Annotated in this window: 17 protein-coding genes; 9 read left to right on the top strand and 8 right to left on the bottom strand. The window is 70.5% G+C overall.

All coding sequences use genetic code 11. The features are described from left to right. Window positions 1-101 precede the first annotated feature (101 nt). The 4 genes from OV090_RS24390 (at window position 102) to OV090_RS24375 (ending at window position 5,000) form a co-directional block, all read left to right on the top strand. A complete protein-coding gene (locus tag OV090_RS24390; protein ID WP_267706757.1) occupies window positions 102-1,616 on the top strand; it encodes an amidohydrolase family protein in 1,515 nt (504 codons plus the stop codon). 17 nt (window positions 1,617-1,633) lie between these two features. Beyond that, window positions 1,634-3,040: an amidohydrolase family protein gene (locus tag OV090_RS24385; RefSeq protein WP_267706756.1), complete on the top strand. Its 1,407-nt coding sequence runs from the start codon at window positions 1,634-1,636 to the stop codon at window positions 3,038-3,040. Window positions 3,041-3,078: 38 nt separating this feature from the next. After that, complete coding sequence (locus OV090_RS24380; RefSeq protein ID WP_267706755.1) at window positions 3,079-3,459, top strand: RidA family protein; 381 nt, start codon at window positions 3,079-3,081, stop codon at window positions 3,457-3,459. Window positions 3,460-4,100: 641 nt separating this feature from the next. Then, on the top strand, window positions 4,101-5,000 hold the full coding sequence (locus OV090_RS24375) for a hypothetical protein (protein ID WP_267706752.1): 900 nt from the start codon (window positions 4,101-4,103) through the stop codon (window positions 4,998-5,000). Window positions 5,001-5,149: 149 nt separating this feature from the next. Here the strand turns inward: OV090_RS24375 and OV090_RS24370 are convergent, their stop codons facing one another. From OV090_RS24370 to OV090_RS24360, 3 genes are read right to left on the bottom strand one after another with little or no spacing between them, the layout of a single operon-like run. Next, window positions 5,150-6,058, bottom strand: coding sequence for a pirin family protein (locus OV090_RS24370; protein WP_267706750.1), 909 nt, complete (start codon window positions 6,056-6,058; stop codon window positions 5,150-5,152). 56 nt (window positions 6,059-6,114) lie between these two features. Continuing rightward, window positions 6,115-6,513, bottom strand: a complete 399-nt coding sequence (locus OV090_RS24365) for an OsmC family protein (RefSeq protein ID WP_267706748.1) — start codon at window positions 6,511-6,513, stop codon at window positions 6,115-6,117. Window positions 6,514-6,518: 5 nt separating this feature from the next. Then, complete coding sequence (locus tag OV090_RS24360) at window positions 6,519-7,067, bottom strand: YceI family protein (protein ID WP_267706746.1); 549 nt, start codon at window positions 7,065-7,067, stop codon at window positions 6,519-6,521. Window positions 7,068-7,383: 316 nt separating this feature from the next. On the opposite strand from OV090_RS24360, the gene OV090_RS24355 reads away from it, so the two are divergent. Together OV090_RS24355 and OV090_RS24350 are read left to right on the top strand one after the other, a co-directional pair. Then, the gene (locus OV090_RS24355; protein ID WP_267706744.1) at window positions 7,384-7,944 is read left to right on the top strand and encodes an RICIN domain-containing protein; all 561 of its coding nucleotides are present in this window, start codon (window positions 7,384-7,386) and stop codon (window positions 7,942-7,944) included. A 266-nt stretch (window positions 7,945-8,210) separates the two neighbouring features. Next, window positions 8,211-9,611 carry a serpin family protein gene (locus OV090_RS24350; protein WP_267706742.1) on the top strand — a complete coding sequence of 467 codons (1,401 nt, stop codon included), beginning with the start codon at window positions 8,211-8,213 and terminating at the stop codon, window positions 9,609-9,611. A gap of 63 nt (window positions 9,612-9,674) precedes the next feature. Here the strand turns inward: OV090_RS24350 and OV090_RS24345 are convergent, their stop codons facing one another. Continuing rightward, complete coding sequence (locus OV090_RS24345) at window positions 9,675-9,983, bottom strand: hypothetical protein (protein WP_267706740.1); 309 nt, start codon at window positions 9,981-9,983, stop codon at window positions 9,675-9,677. 320 nt (window positions 9,984-10,303) lie between these two features. Continuing rightward, on the bottom strand, window positions 10,304-12,310 hold the full coding sequence (gene speA, locus OV090_RS24340; RefSeq protein WP_267706738.1) for a biosynthetic arginine decarboxylase: 2,007 nt from the start codon (window positions 12,308-12,310) through the stop codon (window positions 10,304-10,306). Window positions 12,311-12,565: 255 nt separating this feature from the next. Between speA and ettA the strand changes: the two genes are divergently transcribed. The 3 genes from ettA (at window position 12,566) to OV090_RS24325 (ending at window position 16,697) form a co-directional block, all read left to right on the top strand. Beyond that, window positions 12,566-14,245 (top strand): energy-dependent translational throttle protein EttA, encoded by a 1,680-nt coding sequence (gene ettA, locus OV090_RS24335; protein ID WP_267706736.1) that lies wholly within the window; start codon window positions 12,566-12,568, stop codon window positions 14,243-14,245. Window positions 14,246-14,382: 137 nt separating this feature from the next. Further along, entirely contained in the window at window positions 14,383-15,012 is a 630-nt protein-coding gene (locus tag OV090_RS24330; RefSeq protein WP_267706734.1) for a TetR/AcrR family transcriptional regulator, read from the top strand. Further along, window positions 15,009-16,697 (top strand): CocE/NonD family hydrolase, encoded by a 1,689-nt coding sequence (locus OV090_RS24325; RefSeq protein ID WP_267706732.1) that lies wholly within the window; start codon window positions 15,009-15,011, stop codon window positions 16,695-16,697. Before OV090_RS24330 ends, OV090_RS24325 begins: the two co-directional genes overlap by 4 nt. A gap of 19 nt (window positions 16,698-16,716) precedes the next feature. Here the strand turns inward: OV090_RS24325 and OV090_RS24320 are convergent, their stop codons facing one another. From OV090_RS24320 to OV090_RS24310, 3 genes are all read right to left on the bottom strand, one after another. Next, window positions 16,717-18,336 carry a hypothetical protein gene (locus tag OV090_RS24320; protein ID WP_267706730.1) on the bottom strand — a complete coding sequence of 540 codons (1,620 nt, stop codon included), beginning with the start codon at window positions 18,334-18,336 and terminating at the stop codon, window positions 16,717-16,719. A gap of 408 nt (window positions 18,337-18,744) precedes the next feature. Further along, window positions 18,745-18,990, bottom strand: a complete 246-nt coding sequence (locus tag OV090_RS24315; RefSeq protein ID WP_267706727.1) for a hypothetical protein — start codon at window positions 18,988-18,990, stop codon at window positions 18,745-18,747. Between the two features lie 130 nt (window positions 18,991-19,120). Beyond that, on the bottom strand, window positions 19,121-19,630 hold the full coding sequence (locus tag OV090_RS24310) for a hypothetical protein (RefSeq protein WP_267706725.1): 510 nt from the start codon (window positions 19,628-19,630) through the stop codon (window positions 19,121-19,123). Between the last annotated feature and the right edge of the window lie 12 nt (window positions 19,631-19,642).

Below are 19,642 nucleotides of genomic sequence, written 5' to 3'. Positions count from 1 at the left end.
GGCCGGCTCGCGCCGCCACCGCCGTGGACCGGGCTCAAACACACGTCCGGGCCGCCGCACGGCGATTGCCCGGTCTGCCGCGTCCGGCGTAGGTTCGGCGCGTGAGCTCGCGTCGCCCTCGCTCGCCTGTCATCTCGGGCTTCGTCCTGTTCCTCGCGTGCAACCGCGGCGCTCCGCCGCAGCCGCCGAGCGACGTCGCCGCGCCCGCACCCGACGTCGCAGGTCGCACCGCGGCGCCCGCGGTCGTCAGCGACGGCCCGCCGCGCCTGTTCCGCAACGCCCGGATCATGACCGCCGCCGGCGACATCTTCGAGCGCGCCGACCTCCTCGTCGTCGGCGGCCGGATCTCCGCCGTCGGTCCCGATCTCAAGGCCCCCGACGGCGCGGTCGTCGTCGACGCCACCGGCAAGACCATCACCCCCGGCGTCATCGACACCCACTCGCACCTCGGCGTCTACGCGGCGCCCGGCCTCAACGGTCACAGCGACGGCAACGAGGCCAGCGCGCCCAACACCGCCCACGTGCGCGCGGAGGACGGCTACTGGCCGCAGGACCCGCAGATCGATCGGGCCCGCGCGGGCGGGGTGACGACGGCGCAGATCCTGCCCGGCTCGGCCAACCTGATCGGCGGGCGCAGCGTGACCGTGCGGTTCTTGCCCGACGCGCGCAGCGTCGACGACGTCAAGTTCCCCGGCGCGCCCTACGGCCTCAAGATGGCCTGCGGCGAGAACCCCAAGCGCGTCTACGGCGACAAGGCGGGGCCCAAGACGCGCATGGGCAACATCGCCGGCTTCCGCGACGCCTTCCAGAAGGCCAAAGAGTACGAACGGACCGTGTCCAAGTACCACAAGGACCACGCCGACTGGGAGAAGAACAAGGACAAGCCGCAGCCCGCCGGCAAGGACGGCCAGCCCGGCAAGCCGCCGGACGAGCCGCAGCCGCCGACCCGCGACTTCGGCCTCGAGACCCTCGGCCTCGTGTTGAAGGGCGAGATCCTGGTCCACAACCACTGCTACCGGGCCGACGAGATGTCGCAGATGCTCGACCTCGCCGCCACCTACGGCTTCAAGATCCGCAGCTTCCACCACGCGGTCGAGGCCTACAAGATCGCCGACCGCCTGGCCGCCGCCGACACCGCCGCCTCGATCTGGGCCGACTGGTGGGGCTTCAAGGCCGAGGCCTTCGACGGCATCCTCGAGAACGCCGCCCTGCTGCACGCCGCCGGCGGCCGCTCGATCATCCACTCCGACAGCCCCACCGGCATCCAGCGCCTCAACCAGGAGGCCGCCAAGGCCATGCACGCCGGCCGCCGTGCCGGCATCGACATCAGCGAGAACGACGCCCTGCGCTGGTTCACCGCCAACGCCGCGTGGGCCCTCGGCATCGACCACGAGGTCGGCACCCTCACCCCCGGCAAGCGCGCCGACGTCGTCGTCTGGTCCGGCAGCCCGTTCAGCGTCTACACCCGCGCCGAGCAGGTCTACATCGACGGCGAGCCGGTCTACGTCCGCGGCCAGCTCGAGCCCGGCACCGACTTCGAGCTCGGCTACAACCCGGGCGCCGCCCCGCCGGCCCCGGTCGCACCTGTCCCTTCCAACATGTCCGCTGCGCACTGACCGCGAGGACCTGTCCCATGAGCCACATCCTCCTCGCCGCCCTCACCTTGCTCGCCCCGGCCCCGGCGGCCCGCTCCGCGACCGCTCCGGCCCGCCCCGCGACCGCACCGGCCCGCCCCGCGACCGCACCGGCCCGCCCCGCCGCCCCTGTCGTGGTCGTCAGCGGCGGCGACCTCCACGTCGGCGACGGCACCGTCGTCAAGAACGCGACCATCGTCGTCCGCGACGGCAAGTTCGCCGGCGTCGGCGGCCCCGAGCTGGCCGCGAGCGCCCCGGCCGACGCGCTGCGCATCGACGCCGCCGGCAAGGTCGTCACGCCGGGCCTGATCGCCTGCGACAACCAGCTCGGCCTGGTGGAGATCGATCTCGAGGGCAGCACGCACGACGACGCCCGGGCCGGCGACCACCCGATCCGCGCCGCCTACGACGCCAGCCGGGCCTTCCACGCCGAGTCGAGCCTGATCCAGGTGCAGGCGCTCGGCGGCGTCACCACGGCCGCGGTCGCCCCCGCGGGCGGCTTGCTCTCGGGACAGGTCGCATGGGTCGACCTCGTCCACGGCGACCACCGCGGCGCCCTCACCAAGGCCGGCGTGGCGCTCGACGGCAACCTCGGCCACAGCTTCGGGGGCTCCCGCGCGGCCGCGCTGGCCAAGCTGCACGAGGTCCTCAGCGACGCGCAGGTGTTCCGCGGCCGCAAGGACGCCTACGAGCGGGCCCAGACCCGGCCGTTCGCCGCCCACGCGCTCGACCTGCAGGCGCTGCAGCCCACGCTGGCCGGCCAGATCCCGCTGACCCTGTCCGCCGACCGCGCGAGCGACATCCTCGCCGCGCTCGACCTGGCCAGGGAGTACAAGCTGCGGCTCGTCGTCGTCGGCGGCGCCGAGGCGTGGAAGGTCGCGCCGGAGCTGGCCGCCGCCAAGGTGCCGGTGATCGTGCAGCCGTCGCGCAACTTGCCGAGCAGCTTCGACACTCTCGGCGCGCGCCTCGACAGCGCCGCCCTGCTGGCCGCCGCCGGCGTGCCCGTCGTCATCGCCTGGCTCGACGACTCGCACAACCTCCGCAACGTCACGCAGGAGGCCGGCATCGCGGTCGCCAACGGCCTGCCGTGGGCCACTGCGCTGCGCGCGATCACCCTCGAGCCGGCCCTCGCCTACGGCCAGGGCGCGACGCACGGCAGCGTCGCCGTCGGCAAGGTCGCCAACCTCGTCGTCTGGAGCGGCGACCCGCTCGAGCTCAGCAGTCGTCCCACCGACGTGCTCGTCCGCGGCCGCGCGATCCCGATGGTCTCGCGCCAGACCCTCTTGCGCGACCGCTATCGCAGCCTCGACAAGTTCGGCGGCGGCAAGTCCACGAAGTCGACCGACGCGCGTCCTCGCCCCGACACCGGCGCCGCTGCGACCACCGCGGCACCCCCGCAAAAGTGACGCCCCCGCCCACGTCGCGGTATAGATCGCTGGACCCAATGACGAGTCACCACCGAAGCCCCCACCAGCTCGAGCACGGCCCGATCTTCTCGTGGCACCGCGACCACAACGGCTTCATCTTCACCTCCGGGCACGCCGCCGTCGACGTCGAGACGCTGGGCATCACTCTCGGTGACCTGGTGGCCGAGACCCACGCCACCCTCACCAACCTCCGGCGCACGCTCGAGAAGGCCGGCTCCAGCCTCGAGAAGGTGCTGAAGATCACCGCCTTCATCACCGACATGGGCCAGTTCGCCGCCTTCAACAAGGTCTACGCCAAGTTCTTCCCGGGCCCCCAGATCCCCGCCCGCACCTGCATCGAAGTGGCGCGCCTGCCCTTCAACTTCAAGGTCGAGATCGAAGCCATCGCCCACCTCTGAGCGAGGCCGAGCTCTCACTGCCGCGCGACCGTGAGAGCCGAGCCGGCGACGATACAGTCATGCGCGCGCTCGCGGTCGCTGGCGAGCCGACCGACCGACCGAAGAAGCACTGCGCCCCGCTGACCTACGAGTCCAGCCGCGGCTGACCGCCGACGTCGCGCCGCTCGGTCATCGCCCAGTCCGCGCGTCCACGAGCGACGCCGCGTGATCGCGCCGTACCGACCTTCAAAATTTTCCATCGCCGTCGCCGATCGAGAGGTCGCGCTCGAGCAGCCGGGGCGAAGCTCTCCGCGGGGCTCCTGGACAGCGACTCCCCGCGAGGCAGTCCCGGCCCACGACCGACTCGCGCCGAGATTCCCGGGCGAGCTGCGGTCACGCCCAAAGAGCGAGCGTGACAGCAGTTCGCCTCGGACCAGCGTTCCATGCGGATACGAGTTCGGGCCACGGCTCGCTCCATCCGTTCGCCTGGATGTAGTTCACCCTGCGCTCACGCCATTCCTTCCACTCACCCGCCTCCGCGCGGCCCCGCGGCCCGGGCACCCAAACGGGGATTTGCGACATCTTCAGCGTCCATTGCCTCCATTCGGAATCGTACGTCCATGCATTGACCTTTTGGAGGCGGCTCGTATAACGTCCGCCGCATGCCGACATTTCGCGCGTATTCGTTCTCAATCGCCGCATTTTTATTGGTCGCCTGTAGCGACTCCGAGAGCCCGTTGACGGCCGGGGCAATGGCAGGTCAGGTCACCGGCCCGTGTATCGAGGGCCAGTGTCTGCCGGGGCTCATGTGCTTCGTCGACAAGTGTCAGCCGGGCGGCAACAACACCCAGGGCAACAGCAGTCAGCCCGACGACAACGACGACGGAGACACGTCCAGCACGGGCGGCACCGACCCCACCGACGGCACCACCGGCAACATCACCACTGCGGCGACGAACCCGACGACGAACAGCACGCACGCCACGAATGCCAGCACGACCGACGACGAGGGCACGACCACCACCGGCCCCGGCACCACCGGCGTCGACCGAACCACCGGCCCCTCGACCTCGGACTGGCCGAGCAGCGACACCGAGACCGACAGCGCCAGCTTCATCACCACGGACTCGGGCGACGACAGCGGCACCTTCATCCGGCCGCCCGAAGATCCGTGCGACGGATGCGCCGCCAACCAGGTGTGCGTCGTCATCGACGACATCGGGCAATGCGTCGCCAAGTGCGACCCGCTGAACCAGGCGTTCTGCGGCGCGGACAACGAGTGCGTCGGCGTGGAGAACGAGTTCGCCTGCGTCCCGGACGCCTCCGGCAACACCGGCAAGGTCGGCGACGGCTGCATCTACGCCAACGGCTGCGACCCGGGCAACACCTGCCTCAGCGGCGAGTACGTGGCCAACTGCAACGGTCAGGCCTGCTGCTCGGCGTACTGCGACACCGACCTCGCCGACCCGTGCGGCCAGTACGGGATGGTGTGCGTCGCGTGGTACGGCGAGGGCGAGGCCCCCACCGGCCTCGAAGACGTCGGGGTATGCGTCATCCCGTGACGCATCGCCTGTGAGAGCGAGCCGCGCCTCGGGGCTCGCCCGGAACATGTCCTTCGGGACATGCTGGGCGAGGCGCAGCCCCGCTACTTCCTCGTGTTCGATCCGTCCTTCGGGACATGCTCTTTGGAGCATGCCCCGAAGGCCGGGCCTCACGGGGGCGCGAACTTCGGCTCGTCGACGAGCGGGATCCACTCCTTCTCGTCGCCGGGGACCCGCGGGAAGCGCTGCTCCTTCCACTCGTGGGCGGCCTGGACGATCCGCTCCTGCGAGCTCGACACGAAGTTCCACCAGATGAAGCGCGGCTCGCTCAGCGGCTCGCCCCCGATCAGCACCATCCGCGTCGGCGCCGTCGCCGTCAGCGCCCCGGCCTTGCCGCTGCGCAGCACCGCCATCGTGCGCGGCGGCACCGTCCGGTCGCCGCTGCGCAGCTCGCCCTCGATCACGTAGACCGCCCGCTCGGTCGCCGGCGGCAGCTCGAACGTCGCGCCCGCCTCGAGGTGGGCCTCGACGTAGACCAGCGGCGACGCGATCGGCGTCGGCGCCGTCACCCCGTAGGCCGAACCCGCGAGCACGCGCACGCGCACGCCCGGGCTCGACAGCTCGGGGATCGTGTCGGTCGGGTGGTGCGAAAAAGCCGGCTCGGACTCCTCCGCCTCGCGCGGCAGCGCGACCCACAGCTGCAGCCCGTGCAGCTTCGGCCCCTGCGCGCGCGCCTCGGCGGGCGAGCGCTCCGAGTGGACGATCCCGCGGCCCGCGGTCATCCAGTTGATCGCGCCGGGGCGGATCGGCTGCAGCGAGCCCAGGCTGTCGCGGTGGAGGATCTCGCCCTCGAACAGGTACGTCACCGTCGCCAGGCCGATGTGCGGGTGCGGCCGCACGTCCATCCCCAGCCCCGGCTCGAGGTGCGCCGGGCCCATGTGATCGAAGAACGCGAACGGGCCGACCATGCGCCGGACCGGCGCTGGCAGCACGCGGCCGACCTCGAACGCGTCGAGCCGCCGCGGCCGCGCCGCGATCTCGAGCTCGATCGCCGTCTCCGCTGAATCATCTGCTTGCATGGCTGTGCTCCCTGGCGGTGTGATTCTCTTGAGAAGAATAGCGGGTGTCCCAAGGGTCAGGCGAGCGTCTGACGGATCTCCACCGTCGAGGTCGTCATCAGCTTGTGGATCGGGCAGCGCAACACGGTCTCGTGCAGCTTGTGCTTGTCGGCCTCGGACAGCGCGCCCTCGAAGGCGAGCTTGACGCTGAGCACGTAGGTGCCCTGGCGCTCCTGCGAGTCGTCGCGTTCGACCTCGACCGTCACGCGCTCGAGGGCGATGCCGCGCGACTTGGCGAACACGCAGGCGGTGAGCGCCTTGCAGGTGGCCAGCGAGGCGTCGAACAGTTCGTGCGGGCCGGGCGCCGAGGCCGCGCCGCCGAGCGCGCTGCTCACGTCGGCGTGGAGCGTGTGCGCGTCGATCGTCACGACCTGGCGGAATTGCGGGGGGCTCTCGTTCGTCGAGCGGATCGTCATGGGACTTACTTCTGTTTTACCAGAGAGACCTCGATGTTGATCGTCACCTCGTCGCCGACCATCGCCCCGCCCAGCTCGAGCAGCGCGTTCCAGGTGATCCCGAACTCCGAGCGGCGAATCTTGGTCTTCGCAGATGCGCCGATGCGGGTGTTGCCCCACGGGTCGGCAGTCTCGCCGGTCACGTCCTCGACCTTGAGCACCACCTCGCGCGTCTGGTCGCGGATCGTCAGGTCGCCCACGACATCGTAGCCGTCGTCCGTGCGGGCCAAGCGCTTCGACTGGAACGTCATCGTCGGGTACTTCTCCGCGTCGAAGAAGTCGGCGCCGCGCAGGTGCGCGTCGCGCTGCTCCTCGCGGGTGTGGATCGACCCGATCTCGACGGTCGCCTGCACGCCCGAGGCGCCGGGGTTCTGCGGGTCGAGCACGACCTCGCCGGCGAACTTCTTGAACTCGCCGCGGACGTTGGTAATCATCATGTGGCGCACGCTGAAGCCGACGCTCGAGTGCGAGGTGTCGATGGTCCAGCGGGTCGGGGTATTCGTCGCAGTCGTCATGGAGCCCAACGATGACCCCCGACCGCGCTCTCAACTAGCCCTCGCCCGGCGAACCGATTGTTGCTCTCGGGCGAACAATCTCGCGGGGCTTTTCCGCGCCTCGCCGCGCCCGATACTCGCCTGTGACACCGGGAGCCCGAACCCCCCCGCGACTGCGTGAGGCGTACTGCCGAATCGGTCGCAGCGAATGCTGCTCGCTCGCATGCCTGCGCCGCCGACGCGAGCGACGAAAAAACTACGCGCCTGCTCGCTGGCGAAATAGCGGAAGCCTTTCATCGTTCGAGCGTCATCGACAACCCCTCGAAAGGTGAAACGTATGCTGGTTCTCGACGCGGTGCTCTCCCTCTCCTTCGCTATGTTCGCCACGCACGCCTCGGCCGCCGACCCCCCCGTCGCGCCAGCGGAGCTCGCTGCTCCCACGGCGACAGATGCGGTCGGCGAGCTGCCTGGCGCGTCGGGGGACGTCGCGTCCGAGCCGCGCCCGAATGCTGCCGATCCGGGGGAGATCCGCAGCGTGTTGAACAACAAGTGCATGGACATCCTCGGCGTCGACCCCCAAAACGGCGCCCACGTCGTCACGTGGGACTGCTGGGGCGGCGCCAATCAGCGCTGGTACTGGGACGGGCAGCAGATCCGCAGCGCATTGAACAACAAGTGCCTGGACATCCTCGGCGTCGACCCCAACAACGGCGCCCACGTCGTCATGTGGGACTGCTGGGGCGGCGCCAATCAGAAATGGTACTGGGACGGGCGGCAGATCCGCAGCGTGTTGAACAACAAGTGCCTGGACATCCTCGGCGTCGACCCCAACAACGGCGCTCACCTCGTCATGTGGGACTGCTGGAACGGCGCCAACCAGCAATGGCTCATGCCGTGAGGCCATGACGCGCCGGGCGGCGTACGCCGCCCGTCCAAGGTCGCGCGCATCCATTCGCGGACGGTCTCTTTCGCGGGCACGTCGAGGTGTCGCGGGCGAGCAGGACACCCTCCGACCTTCGCAAAGACGGTCGAAGTCGAGTTCGCGCGAGGTCGCCGTGACCCCGGTGTCAGGGTCTTTGGCCTCGGTGTCATGGAAAGGCGCGCGGCGCCTCGGGGCAGTTGTTTTCTTTGCCTGGCACGAGGCTTGCCATCCTCCCGATCCGCATGCCGCTCATCGCCCTGAACCGCATCTCCGTCCTACCCACTCTGGCCCTGCTTCTGGGCGCTCCCGCATGCACCGGGACAAACCCCGGCGAGACCGAGGGTGCGAGCGAGACCGAGGGCGCGAGCGAGACCCAGGGGACCACGAACGAGCCGACCACCGAGACCACGGGCGAGGCGAACGAGCCGCCGGGCGAGCCTGTCGGCTCGGACAAGCCGCGGGACCTCGCGCCGGATCTGTCCGCGGAGGAGCTCGCCGCGATGGCCGCCGACGAGCGCAGCTTCGCCGTCGAGCTCTTCAAGGCCCTGCCGGCCGGCGAGGACAACCGCGCCATCTCGCCGGCCAGCCTGCGGATCGCGTTCGGGATGCTCTACGAGGGCGCCCGCACGATCAGCGAGGCCGAGATCGCCGACGTGCTCCACTTCACGCTCGCCAAGCCGCGCCTGCACGCGGCGTTCAACCACCTCGACCTCGACCTCGCCAAGCGCGCGCTGCCGAAGTCCGGCGAGGTCGAGGGCGACGATTCGGTCCGGCTCGAGCTCGTCAATCAGATGTTCGGGCGCCTCGACATCGACTGGCTCGCGCCCTTCCTCGACGTGCTCGCCGTCCACTACGGCAGCGACGTGTACGCGCTCGACATCGCCGGCGACCCCGAGGGTTCTCGCCTGGCCATCAACGAGTGGGTCGCGGGCGAGACCGCCGGCCGGATCACCGAGCTCTTGCCGCCGAAGTCGATCATCCCCGAGGTCACCGGCGTCCTCGTCAACGCGCTCTTCCTCAAGGCCCCCTGGGAGCAGCCCTTCGAGGAGGTCGTGGACGGCGTGAAGTTCACGCGCAAGGACGCCAGCGAGGTCTCGGTGGCGATGATGCGCGGCGTGTTCGACACGACCTCTCACTTCAGGGGCGCCGGCGTCGCCGCAGCCGAGCTGCCGCTGCGGGGCAGCGAGCTGTCGATGGTCTTCATCCTCCCCGAGCCGGGCACGTTCGACGCGTACGTCGAGGGTCTCGACGGCGCCAAGCTGGGCGAAGTGCTCGCCGGCCTGGCCCCGACCAACCTCGAGCTCGCGGTCCCCCGCTTCAGCTTCGACAGCGCCTTCGGGCTCAAGCCGACCCTGGAAGCGCTCGGCATGCCGCAGTCCTTCCAGCTCTTCGGCGCCGACTTCTCGGGCCTCGCGGGGGAGGATCAGCCGATGGCGATCCACAACGTCTATCACAACACCTTCATCGGCGTGGACGAGAAGGGCGTCGAGGCCGCGGCCGCCACCGCGATCGTGATCCACGACAGCGACGGAGGCCTCTTCGCCGAGGAGAGCTTCGCCGCGGACCGCCCCTTCCTGTTCGCGATCCGCGACCGTGGCACCAACACCCTGCTCTGGCTCGGCCGCGTGCTCGACCCGAGCTGAATCACGCGACCGCGAGGGGACGCAGCGCGAACCGATGCCTCGCCCGACGTCCTCGCGCTCGCGTCACGTCGGCGGGCGCGCGGAGCCGGGCTTCACCTCGCCGCAGCTCGCCTCGAGCATCCCGCCGTCGACGATGTCGAGGACCTCGCACGCCGTCGACGGCGGCCGATCTCGATACGCGCAATGCACCCACTGGCCCGGCCGGGCCCCGCCCTCCTCCGCCGGCGTGATGTACACGATCGTCCGCCCGTCCTCCTCGCGCGACGCGATCGCGCGCTCGCAGCCGATCGGCAGCGAGTCGTACTCGTCGCGGCCCGTCCCCGAAGGCGTCTCGCAGGCCGCCCCGGCATCCTCCTCGACCCTCACCTTCACGGCCGCCGCAGCCCGCTCGCCTTCGGCTTGCGCCCCGCGCCCTGCGTCTTCGCCCTGCCGATCGCTCATGGCCACCGCCGAAGCGCGCGCCGCATTCTCCTCGTTCGGGGCCGCCGCGCACCCGAGCACCACCGCGGCGATCATCGCCGCGCACCCGCCTCGCACCCGCTTGCTGTGATGACTCATCGCCCCTCGCGCCCGGGACGGTAGCATCGCAGCTGGCCGGGCGGCCGACTTGACGCACGACTCGTTCGGATTCATCCCGCGACGACGAACGCCGCGCCTCGCGAGCGCGGCGTTCGTCTTTTAAAGACGAGGCCTCAGCGCGACAGGTACGGGTAGCTCTGCAGCACCCCGAGCAGCCACGACTCGCCGAGCGTCGTCTCGACCGCGAGGTGGCGGTCGCGGAGCCAGCGGATCATGCGTTCGACGTCGAAGTCCATCGACGACAGCACGTCCTCGCAGGTCGCGCCCATCTTGATCTCGAACGTCAAGTTCTCGCCGAGCTCGACGCGCTCGCTGCCCGGCAGCACCATGTCGTCGTCCGGGTTGCGGAGGATCACCTCGTGGCAGCGGGCGAACAGGTTGTGCACGTTCGCCAGGCTGTCCTGATAGGCGCCCGTCATGAAGAACCCGAGGTAGTACTTCTCGTCTGGCGTGCGGCGCTCGTGCAGCGGCAGGTACGGCATGTTCTCGTCGGGGTGGGCGAACGTCTCGACGCAGCCGTCGGAGTCGCAGGTGATGTCGACGATCTGCGCGTTGATGGTCGGCTTCTCGCCGTGGCGGGACAGCGGCGCCGCCGGGAACACCTGGTCGATGCTCCACGCGTCGGGGATGCTCTGGAAGATCGAGAAGTTCACCAGGTACTTCTGGTGGGCCTTGCCGAGGAAGTCGACGATCTCCTCAGGCGGGTGCGGCATCGACTCGACGATCTGCTTGACCTTGTTGCGGATCCGTCCGAACAGGCCCTCGGCGCTGGCGCGGTCCTGCAGGCTCAGGTAGCCGCGCGAGAACAGCTGCAGGCACTCGTCGCGGTAGTCGATCGCGTCGTGGAAGTACTCCTCGACGTTCTTGATGTTGAGGCTCTCGAGCGTGCTGCGCAGCTCGTGGACCAGGCGGTGCTCCTCCTCGCTGGGCTCGGGCACCGGCATCAGCTCGCCCTGGACCTCGCGGAGGTCGGCGATCGTCACCGCGTGGTTGGCCACCACCACGCGGCCCGACTCGGTGAGCAGCGTCGGCTGGCGCGCGCCCACCTCGCGGCAGGCCTCGATCACCTCGAACACCACCTGCGACGCGTACTCCTCGAGCGAGTAGTTGGCCGACGACGGGTACGACGTGCGCGAGCCGTCGTAGTCGACGCCGATGCCGCCGCCGAGGTCGAGGTAGCGCAGCTGCGGCGCCAGCTGCTGCAGCTCGGCGTAGATGCGGGCGCCCTCGCGGACGGCCGTCTTGATGCGCTTGATCTGGGTGATCTGCGAGCCGATGTGGAAGTGCAGCAGCGACAGCTGCTCGACCATCCCCGCGGCCGTCAGCTCGCGCACCACCGCCAGCAGCTCGTTGGTCGTCAGGCCGAACTTGCTGCTCTCGCCGCCGGAGCTCTGCCAGCGGCCGCTGCCGCGGCTGTACAGCTTGGCGCGCATGCCGACCTCGGGCTTCGCGGTCCAGTCCTGCTCCTGATAGACGTCGAGGTAGCGCCGGACCTCGCGGGTCGACTCGAGCACGATGATCACGTGGTGCCCGAGCTCGGCCGCGTGGAACGCCATGCGCATGAACTCGCGGTCCTTGTAGCCGTTGCAGACCAGCAGCGAGCCCTTGAGCGGCGGCTGGGCCATCGCCAGCAGCAGCTCCGGCTTCGAGCCGGCCTCGAGGCCGTAGTTGAACTTCTCGCGGGCCTTGACCACCGTGTCGACCACGCTGCGGCGCTGGTTGACCTTGAGCGGGTACACGCCGATGTGCTTGCCCTGGTAGCTGTTGTCGGCGATCGCCTTGGCGAAGCCGTCCTTCAGCGTGCCCATCTGGTTCTCGATCATCGTCGGGAAGCGCACCACGTAGGGCGTGCGGATGCCGCGGCGGGCCAGCTCTTGCGACAGCGCGTAGAGGTCGACCGCCGGCGAGTTGGGCGCCGCGAACACCAGGTGGCCCTCGTTGCTGGCGCGGATGAACGCGCTGCCCCAGCGGTTGATGCCGTAGCGCTTGAACGACGTCTCGACCGCGAGCGCCTGCGCCTGCGCGGAGCGCTTGCTCGCGTCGGGCTCGACGCCCACCGGCACCTCGACCGCCACCGGCGCCGCCGGCTTGACCACTTCTGCTTCCGTCGTCTGGCTCATCTCGCCGGGGATGATGGGTGCGCATCGGCCCCGGCCGCAAGCCCTCCCGGCGATCTCCCGCGCCCAGCGCCGGCGGTCCGCCGCGCCGGCCCGGGAAATGCCCCGGCGGGGGCCGGAGCGGCGAGGGCCTGCGCTCGCGCCGGTCGCGGCCGGCCGGACCTCGCACCTGCCGCCGCTCACGGCCGCGGTTGCTCGCCCGCGCCTCTGCTATCCTCCCGCCCCGCGCCCGCAGGGCGCTCCAGGAGTCGTCACGGCATGGCCTCGTATCAGTACATCTACAGCATGAAGGACCTGCGCAAGGTCTACCCCGGCGGCAAGGAGGTGCTGAAGGGCATCTGGCTCAGCTTCCTCCCCGGCGCGAAGATCGGCGTGCTCGGCCTCAACGGCTCCGGCAAGTCGACCCTCCTCAAGATCATGGCCGGCGTCGACAAGGAGTTCATCGGCGAGGCGTGGAGCGCCGAGGGCGTCTCGGTCGGCTATCTGCCGCAGGAGCCCGCGCTCGACCCCAAGAAGGACGTCAAGGCCAACATCGAGGAGGCCGTCATCGGCATGAAGACGACGCTGGCCCGCTTCGAGGAGGTCAGCAACAAGCTCGGCGAGCCGATGAGCGACGACGAGATGAACCGGCTGCTGGCCGAGCAGGCCGAGCTGCAGGACAAGATCGACGCCGGCAACGGCTGGGAGCTCGACCGCACCCTGGAGATCGCCATGGACGCGCTGCGCTGCCCGCCCGGCGACTCCGACGTCACCAAGCTGTCGGGCGGCGAGAAGCGCCGGGTCGCCCTGTGCCGCCTGCTGCTGCAGCGCCCCGACCTCCTGCTGCTCGACGAGCCGACCAACCATCTCGACGCCGAGAGCGTCGCCTGGCTCGAGCGCCACCTGCAGGACTACCCGGGCACCGTCGTCGCGGTCACCCACGACCGCTACTTCCTCGACAACGTGGCCGGCTGGATCTTGGAGCTCGACCGCGGCTCCGGCATCCCGTGGAAGGGCAACTACTCGTCCTGGCTCGACCAGAAGAAGAAGCGCCTGGCCCAGGAGGAGAAGGCCGAGTCCAACCGCCAGCGCACCCTGCAGCGCGAGCTCGAGTGGGTGCAGATGAGCCCGCGCGCCCGCCAGGCCAAGAGCAAGGCCCGCGTCAAGGCGTACGAAGAGCTGCTGGCGCAGGCGAGCGACAAGAAGGTCGACACCACCGACCTCGTCATCCCCTTCACCAAGCGCCTCGGCACCACCGTGGTCGAGTGCAAGGGCATCAGCAAGGCCTACGGCGACCACCTGCTGTTCGAGGACCTGACCTTCACCCTCCCGCGCGGCGGCATCGTCGGCGTCATCGGCCCCAACGGCGCCGGCAAGACCACCCTGTTCCGCATGATCACCGGCCAGGAGAAGCCGGACGGCGGCAACATCAAGGTCGGCGAGACCGTCGACGTCGCCTACGTCGACCAGTCGCGCGACGCGCTCGACCCCAACAAGACCGTGTGGCAGGAGATCTCCGGCGGCCAGGAGGTCCTCAGCATCGCCGGCCGCGACGTCAACTCGCGCGCCTACGTCAGCAAGTTCAACTTCAACGGCGCCGACCAGCAGAAGAAGGTCGGCGTGCTGTCGGGCGGCGAGCGCAACCGCGTCCACCTGGCCAAGCTGCTCAAGCGCGGCGGCAACCTGCTGCTGCTCGACGAGCCGACCAACGACCTCGACGTCGACACCCTCCGCCACCTCGAGGAGGCCCTGCTGGCCTTCCCCGGCTGCGCCGTCGTCATCAGCCACGACCGCTGGTTCCTCGACCGCATCGCCACCAACATCCTCACCTTCGAGGGCGACTCCAAGGTCAGCTGGTTCGAGGGCAACTTCGCCGACTACGAGGCCGACAAGAAGAAGCGCCTCGGCGACGACGCCCTCCAGCCGCACCGGATCCGCTACAAGAAGCTGACCCACTGAGCGAGGGCCTGTAAGAAAGCGCGCGAGGACGGGTCCTCGCGCGCTTTTCTTTTGAGTCCGAACGTGGTTGCCGGCGCGGATGCCTTGTGACTTACTTGCCAAGTAAGTCACACTTACTTCCGGTAGTATCGCGCACCATGCCGGCCAAGGCTCGCCTCAAGAAGAAGTCCGCGGACGCCTACCACCACGGCGATCTGCGGCGCGCCCTCATCGACGCCGCCGCCGCCGCCGTGGCCAGGGGCGGCCTCGACTCGTTGAAAATTTCCGCGCTGGCCCAGCGCCTCGGCGTGACCGGGGGCGCGCCGTTTCGCCACTTCGAGAGCCGCCTAGCGCTCCTGGTCGCGGTCGCCGAGGAGGGCGCGCGGCGCCTGCTGGAGCGCATGGACGCCGCGGCGGCCTGCGTCGCCGACCCGCTCGAGCAGCAGCGCGCGCGCGGCGTCGCCTACGTGCGCTTCGCGGTCGAGGAGCCCGGCTACTTCCGCGCCCTCACCCACGCCGAGGTCGTCGCCGCCTCGCCGCTCCTGCAGCAGATGGCAGCAGTCTCGCAGAAGACCATGGACGACGTGCTCGGCCGCGACCACCAGGGCTCGTCGAGCCCCGCGCTCGTCGCCCGCAGCGCCGGCATGCTGGCCGCGCAGGCCCTCACCTACGGGCTCGCGCGCATGATCATCGACGGCCTGCTCGGCGACCTCGGCGTCGACGAGGCCGAGCGCCTGACCCACGAAATCACCGGCGTCCTCGGCGTCGGCCTGGGAGCGTCGGCATGAAGCGCGTCCTCAAGATCGTCGGCCTCGTCCTCGGCGTGCTCGTGGCGCTCGTCGCGATCGCCGCGGGCGTGCTGATCGCCATGCAGCCCGAGCGGCCGCCGGCCCGCGTCATTCGTCCGCAGGTCGTCATGCGCGACGGCGTGCCGCTCGCAGTCGACGTCATCCTCCCCGAGCCGATGCCGGCCGAGCGCGTCCCCGTCGTCCTGTTTCAGACGCGTTACTGGCGGAGCTTCGCCACGATCTTCCCCGATCAGCCCGGCGTGCCGCCGATCGGCCCCCGCGACGCCTCCGTGGATGCGCTCGTCGCCGCCGGCTACGGGGTCGTCGTCGCCGACGTCCGGGGCACGGGCGCGTCGGGCGGGACCTGGCCGCGCCCGTGGTCGGGCGACGAGGTCGCCGACGCGAGCGAGCTGATCGCGTGGATCGCCGCGCAGCCGTTCTGCGACGGGCGCGTCGGCGCGGCGGGCGTCTCGTACGAGGGGACCACCGCGCTGCTGTCGGCGACGACCACGAACCCCGCGCTCCGGGCGGTGCTCGCCCGCGAGGTCGAGTGGGACTTGCTCGACGAGCTGCTCGCGCCCGGCGGCGTGCGCAACACCTCGTTCATCGCCGCGTGGGGCGAGGACGTGGCCAGCCTCGACAAGAACCGCGTGGCGGCCTTCTTCCCCGCGCCCGCGAAGTACATCGTGACCGGGGTCCACCCCGTCGACGGCGACGAAGACGGTGTGGCCCTCGCCGAGCTCGTCGAGGCGCGACGCGTCGCCGACGTCGCGGGCGCGGTGGTCGACGTGCGCGGCCCGACCGACCTGTTCGCCGGCGTGCCGGTCACCGAGGTCGGTCCCGCCGCGCACGCGAACAGGCTCGCGCAGACGAAGGCCGCCGTGGGGCTGTGGGGCGGCTTCTGGGACGCCGCCACGGCCGACGCGGTCTTGCGGGCCGATCAGTCGATGCCCCTCGCGGAGGCGGTGATCGGCCCGTGGACGCACGAGGGCGACGCATCCGCGAGCCCCTTCGGCCCGCGCGAGGGCGCCGCGGTGGACCTCGCCGAGGTCGTCGCGTTCTTCGACCGCCACCTGAAGGGAACCGCCCCGCCCGCGCCGAAGCGGCGCTACTGGGTCGCCGGCGCGGAGGTGTGGCGCGTGGCGGACGCGTGGCCCGCGACGCGGCCCACGACCTATTCTCTGGCCTCGGGCGGCCAGCTCGTCCGCGGCGAGGCGTCGCTCGACGCACGGCTCGACGTCGACTTCGCGGCGACCACGGGCACCATGAACCGCTGGGTCACCGGCCTGTTGCGCCCCGTCGACACGGGCGACCGCGCCAAGGCCCGCGGCCTGTTGTCCTTCGACCACGCGCCGCTCACCGAGACGTTGTCGGTGTTCGGCGCGCCGGTGCTGCGCTGCCAGGTCACCGCGGACGGCGATGACTCCGCGCTGTTCGCCTACCTCGAGGCCAGGCTCGCCGATGGACCGACAAGCCTGCTCACCGAGGGCGTCGCGCGCCTCCGCGGCGGCGCAGTCGAGGTGCGACTGCGACCGATCGCCTTCGAGCTGCCGGCCGGATCGTCGCTGCGAGTCTCGCTCGCCGGCGCCGACGCCGACACCTTCGAGCGCGTCCCCGCCGAGGGACCGCGCTCTCTGGCCTTCTCCGCCCCCTGCACGCTCGAGCTCCCCGTCGCGGTGCAGTGAGACGTGCCCGAACTACCGCTCAGTAGTTCCACGCGACGCAGTCGGTCGTCGTGCGCACGACGAACTCGGCCAGAGTGCGCATGTTCTTGACGAACGTCTTGGTGTCGAGATAGTCGCCAGGGGTGGCGCCGCTGCGCGGGCCGCCCGGGCTGTACGTCGTGATCCACCGCTCGTTGTTCACCGTCGTGTCGACGGCCTGCGCAGTGTCGGCGCGCAGCTGCTGGCACGAACGCTTCATCACCGTCGTGTCGCTCGCCAATCGGTCGTACTCGGCGTGGATCGCCGCCAGCTGAGATGGGACCTCCCACCCGTAGTTCTGGTACGTCGGCGGTGCAGGCGAGAACTGGACCGGATACCCGCCGGGGTTGACCGTGTAGAAGCCGATGTTCGACGGCGAGGTGTCGTCGAGCTCGATGTAGCGGTGGATCAGAGTGTTGTTCGCGTAGTCGACGGTCTCGAGGTACGCGAGCGCCGTGCCGACCGCGGCGCGGTTGGCCGGCACGCTCGGGTCGAGCTGGTAGAGGCGAAGCAGCGCCCACATGGCGTCCTGGCTCTCCTGGCCCGCGATGGCCGGAGTCTCCCAGCTGCGCGCCCACCGGGGCTGCATCTGGATGTCGTACTGCTGCGCCCACGCCGGCTGCGGCTGAGGCATCTGCGCGCGGCGGAGGAAGTCGCCGTAAGCGCCGAGCATGCTCTGATAGGTCGAGGCCTGCGCCGGGTAGACCTCCTTCGCCCAGTACAGCATCTCCACGAAGGCCGACGCGAGGTTGTCGTTCAGGGTCGGGTCGTCCCAGTATTCATTGGAGTACGAGTTGGCGTAGCAATTGGCGAGGCCGCACGAGGTCCCGATCGAGGGCGGATAGCTGGCCTGCAGCGCCGGCCGGGCGACGACGGGACCGGCGAACCCTTGCGGGAAGCCGCCGTTCGTCGGGTATTGCGAGGTCTCGACCCGCGCGCGGGCGTAGGCGGAGGAGCCCGAGATCGCCGCGTCTGCGAAGCCGAGGAGCTGGTCGGTGCGCATCATGGCGATGAGCGCGAGCTGGGTGACCTGGTCGTCGTAGACCGTGAACTTGCAGCCGCCGCAGCTACAGTTCGCAGTGGTGTTGAGGTAGCAGGCCTTGAGCACCGGCGTCGGCTTGAAGTCCGCGTACAGGCGCCAGCCGCCCGACTTGACCTGCCCGTGACGCAACGCCATCGCCGCGTCCTTCGCGTAGGTCTTGAGCGCCGGGGTCGCCGGGTCGGCGAGCGCGGCCTCCACGAACGCGATCGTCACGTCCGCGGTGCCGGGCGACTGGATCATGATCTGATCGTCGTCGAGCTGGATGTCGCCCCAGCGCTCGCTCAGGTTGGTGGCGTTGTGGTGCCACGCGTACCCGCCGTGGCGGGCGACGTTGTCGTGGAAGTACTTCGCCGCGTTCCGCATGCGCCCCAGCGCCTTGGCGCGCAGCGGCGTCGCGGCGGCCGGCTCCGCCTCGCCGATCGCGAGGGTCGGTCGTGAGCCGTCGCGCCCCGGCTCGGCGCCCGTCGAGTCACTCTCCAGCGCGGTGTCCGTCGAGTCGCTCTCCAGCTCGGTGCCCGGCGAGTCGCAGGCGAGCGTCGAGAGGGCCGGGAAGAGAGCGAGCGTAAGAATTCTTTTCATGAACGAGATTCCCCTGGTGTCAGCGGTCTTGACCGAGCGGTCGTCACGAGTGCGGCCTCGGCTCGGATTGCTGCCGATACGCGCCGGAGCGGCGCATCGGAGCGCGCCTGAGCGCGCAGCAATCGGAGCGGAGAACCCACGCGGGGGCACAGTGCCCGGTCGCCCGGCAAAGTTACAGGTCGCCGCCTCGGCGGTGCGAGCCCGTCCCGCGACGAGCGCGAGCGAGCTCGAGTCCGTCCTCGACCACGACTGGAGCCGCACTCTCTCGGCGAGAGGACTACTCGAAATGCCCGGCTGAGGCCCCAGGTCCTGGCGCCCCTTCACCTCGGGCGCTCGTCGAATTACTTACTGTCCGAAGGGACATGTCCTTCAGACCAGAATCACTCGCTGTCCGATGGGACATGCCCTTCAGACCAGCCGCGGCATCCGCTCCTGCGCGGCCTGTCGCTCGAGCAGCACCGCCGTCAGCACCGCCCGCACCCCCGGCGCATCGAGCCCGCGCATGTGGCCGAGCAGCGCGTCCATGTGGATCTGGAAGCCGCACCGCGTCACCTCGACCGGCGTCAGCGGGCACTGCAGCTCTCCGCGGTGGAGCAGCGCCAGCAGCCGCTTGAGGTCCTCGGTGGGCACGCGGACGAGTGCGTTGTGCAGCATCGCCGGGGGGCATAGCCCCTCGTCTGCCCGCGAGCAAGCGCATGCGCCTCGCGCCCCTCGCTCGCCCGGCTTTTCGCGGCGCGTCGGGGTGCTCACGCGCGCGAGCCATCGGTCGCGCGCCGCCCTCGCCTCACGCCTCGGGCGGCGGGTCCGGCAGGCGAAACGACCTCACGAAATCCTCGCCGGCGCTGTGACAGCCGACGCACACGTCGGGCCGGCCGGAGAAGCGGGGCTCGTCGCTGGAGCCGTCGTACTGCTCCCAGGCCCACACCCCGTCGCGCTTCTGCATCACCGCCACCTGCACCAGCGACCCGCCCTCCATCGCGTCGTAACCGGCCAGGACCACCATCGCCTCGTCGGACCACGCGGGCAGCCCCTCCGGCAGCACCATCGCCTGGTCGGCGACCACCACGTCGTTGATGTAGATGTCGACGAACCCGCCGTGGGGCGCGACCACCGGCTGACGCTCCGCGCGGTTCTTCGGCCGGGCCCACATCGTGTAATCGCCGGCCTCGGCCAGCAGGGTCGGCGGCTCGGACACCGGCTGCAGCGGCTCCTCACAGCCCGCGGGGAGGGTCCCCAAGACGAGGGCGGCGGGGGCGGCGAGGGCGGCGATCGCGGCGCGTCGGCGCGTCGACATCGCCGACACCAT

The sequence above is a fragment of the Nannocystis sp. RBIL2 genome (genome assembly GCF_026626745.1).
Lineage (GTDB): Bacteria > Myxococcota_A > Polyangia > Nannocystales > Nannocystaceae > Nannocystis.
Note: the sequence above shows the minus strand (reverse complement) of the source record. Positions and strands in the feature narration are given on the sequence as shown.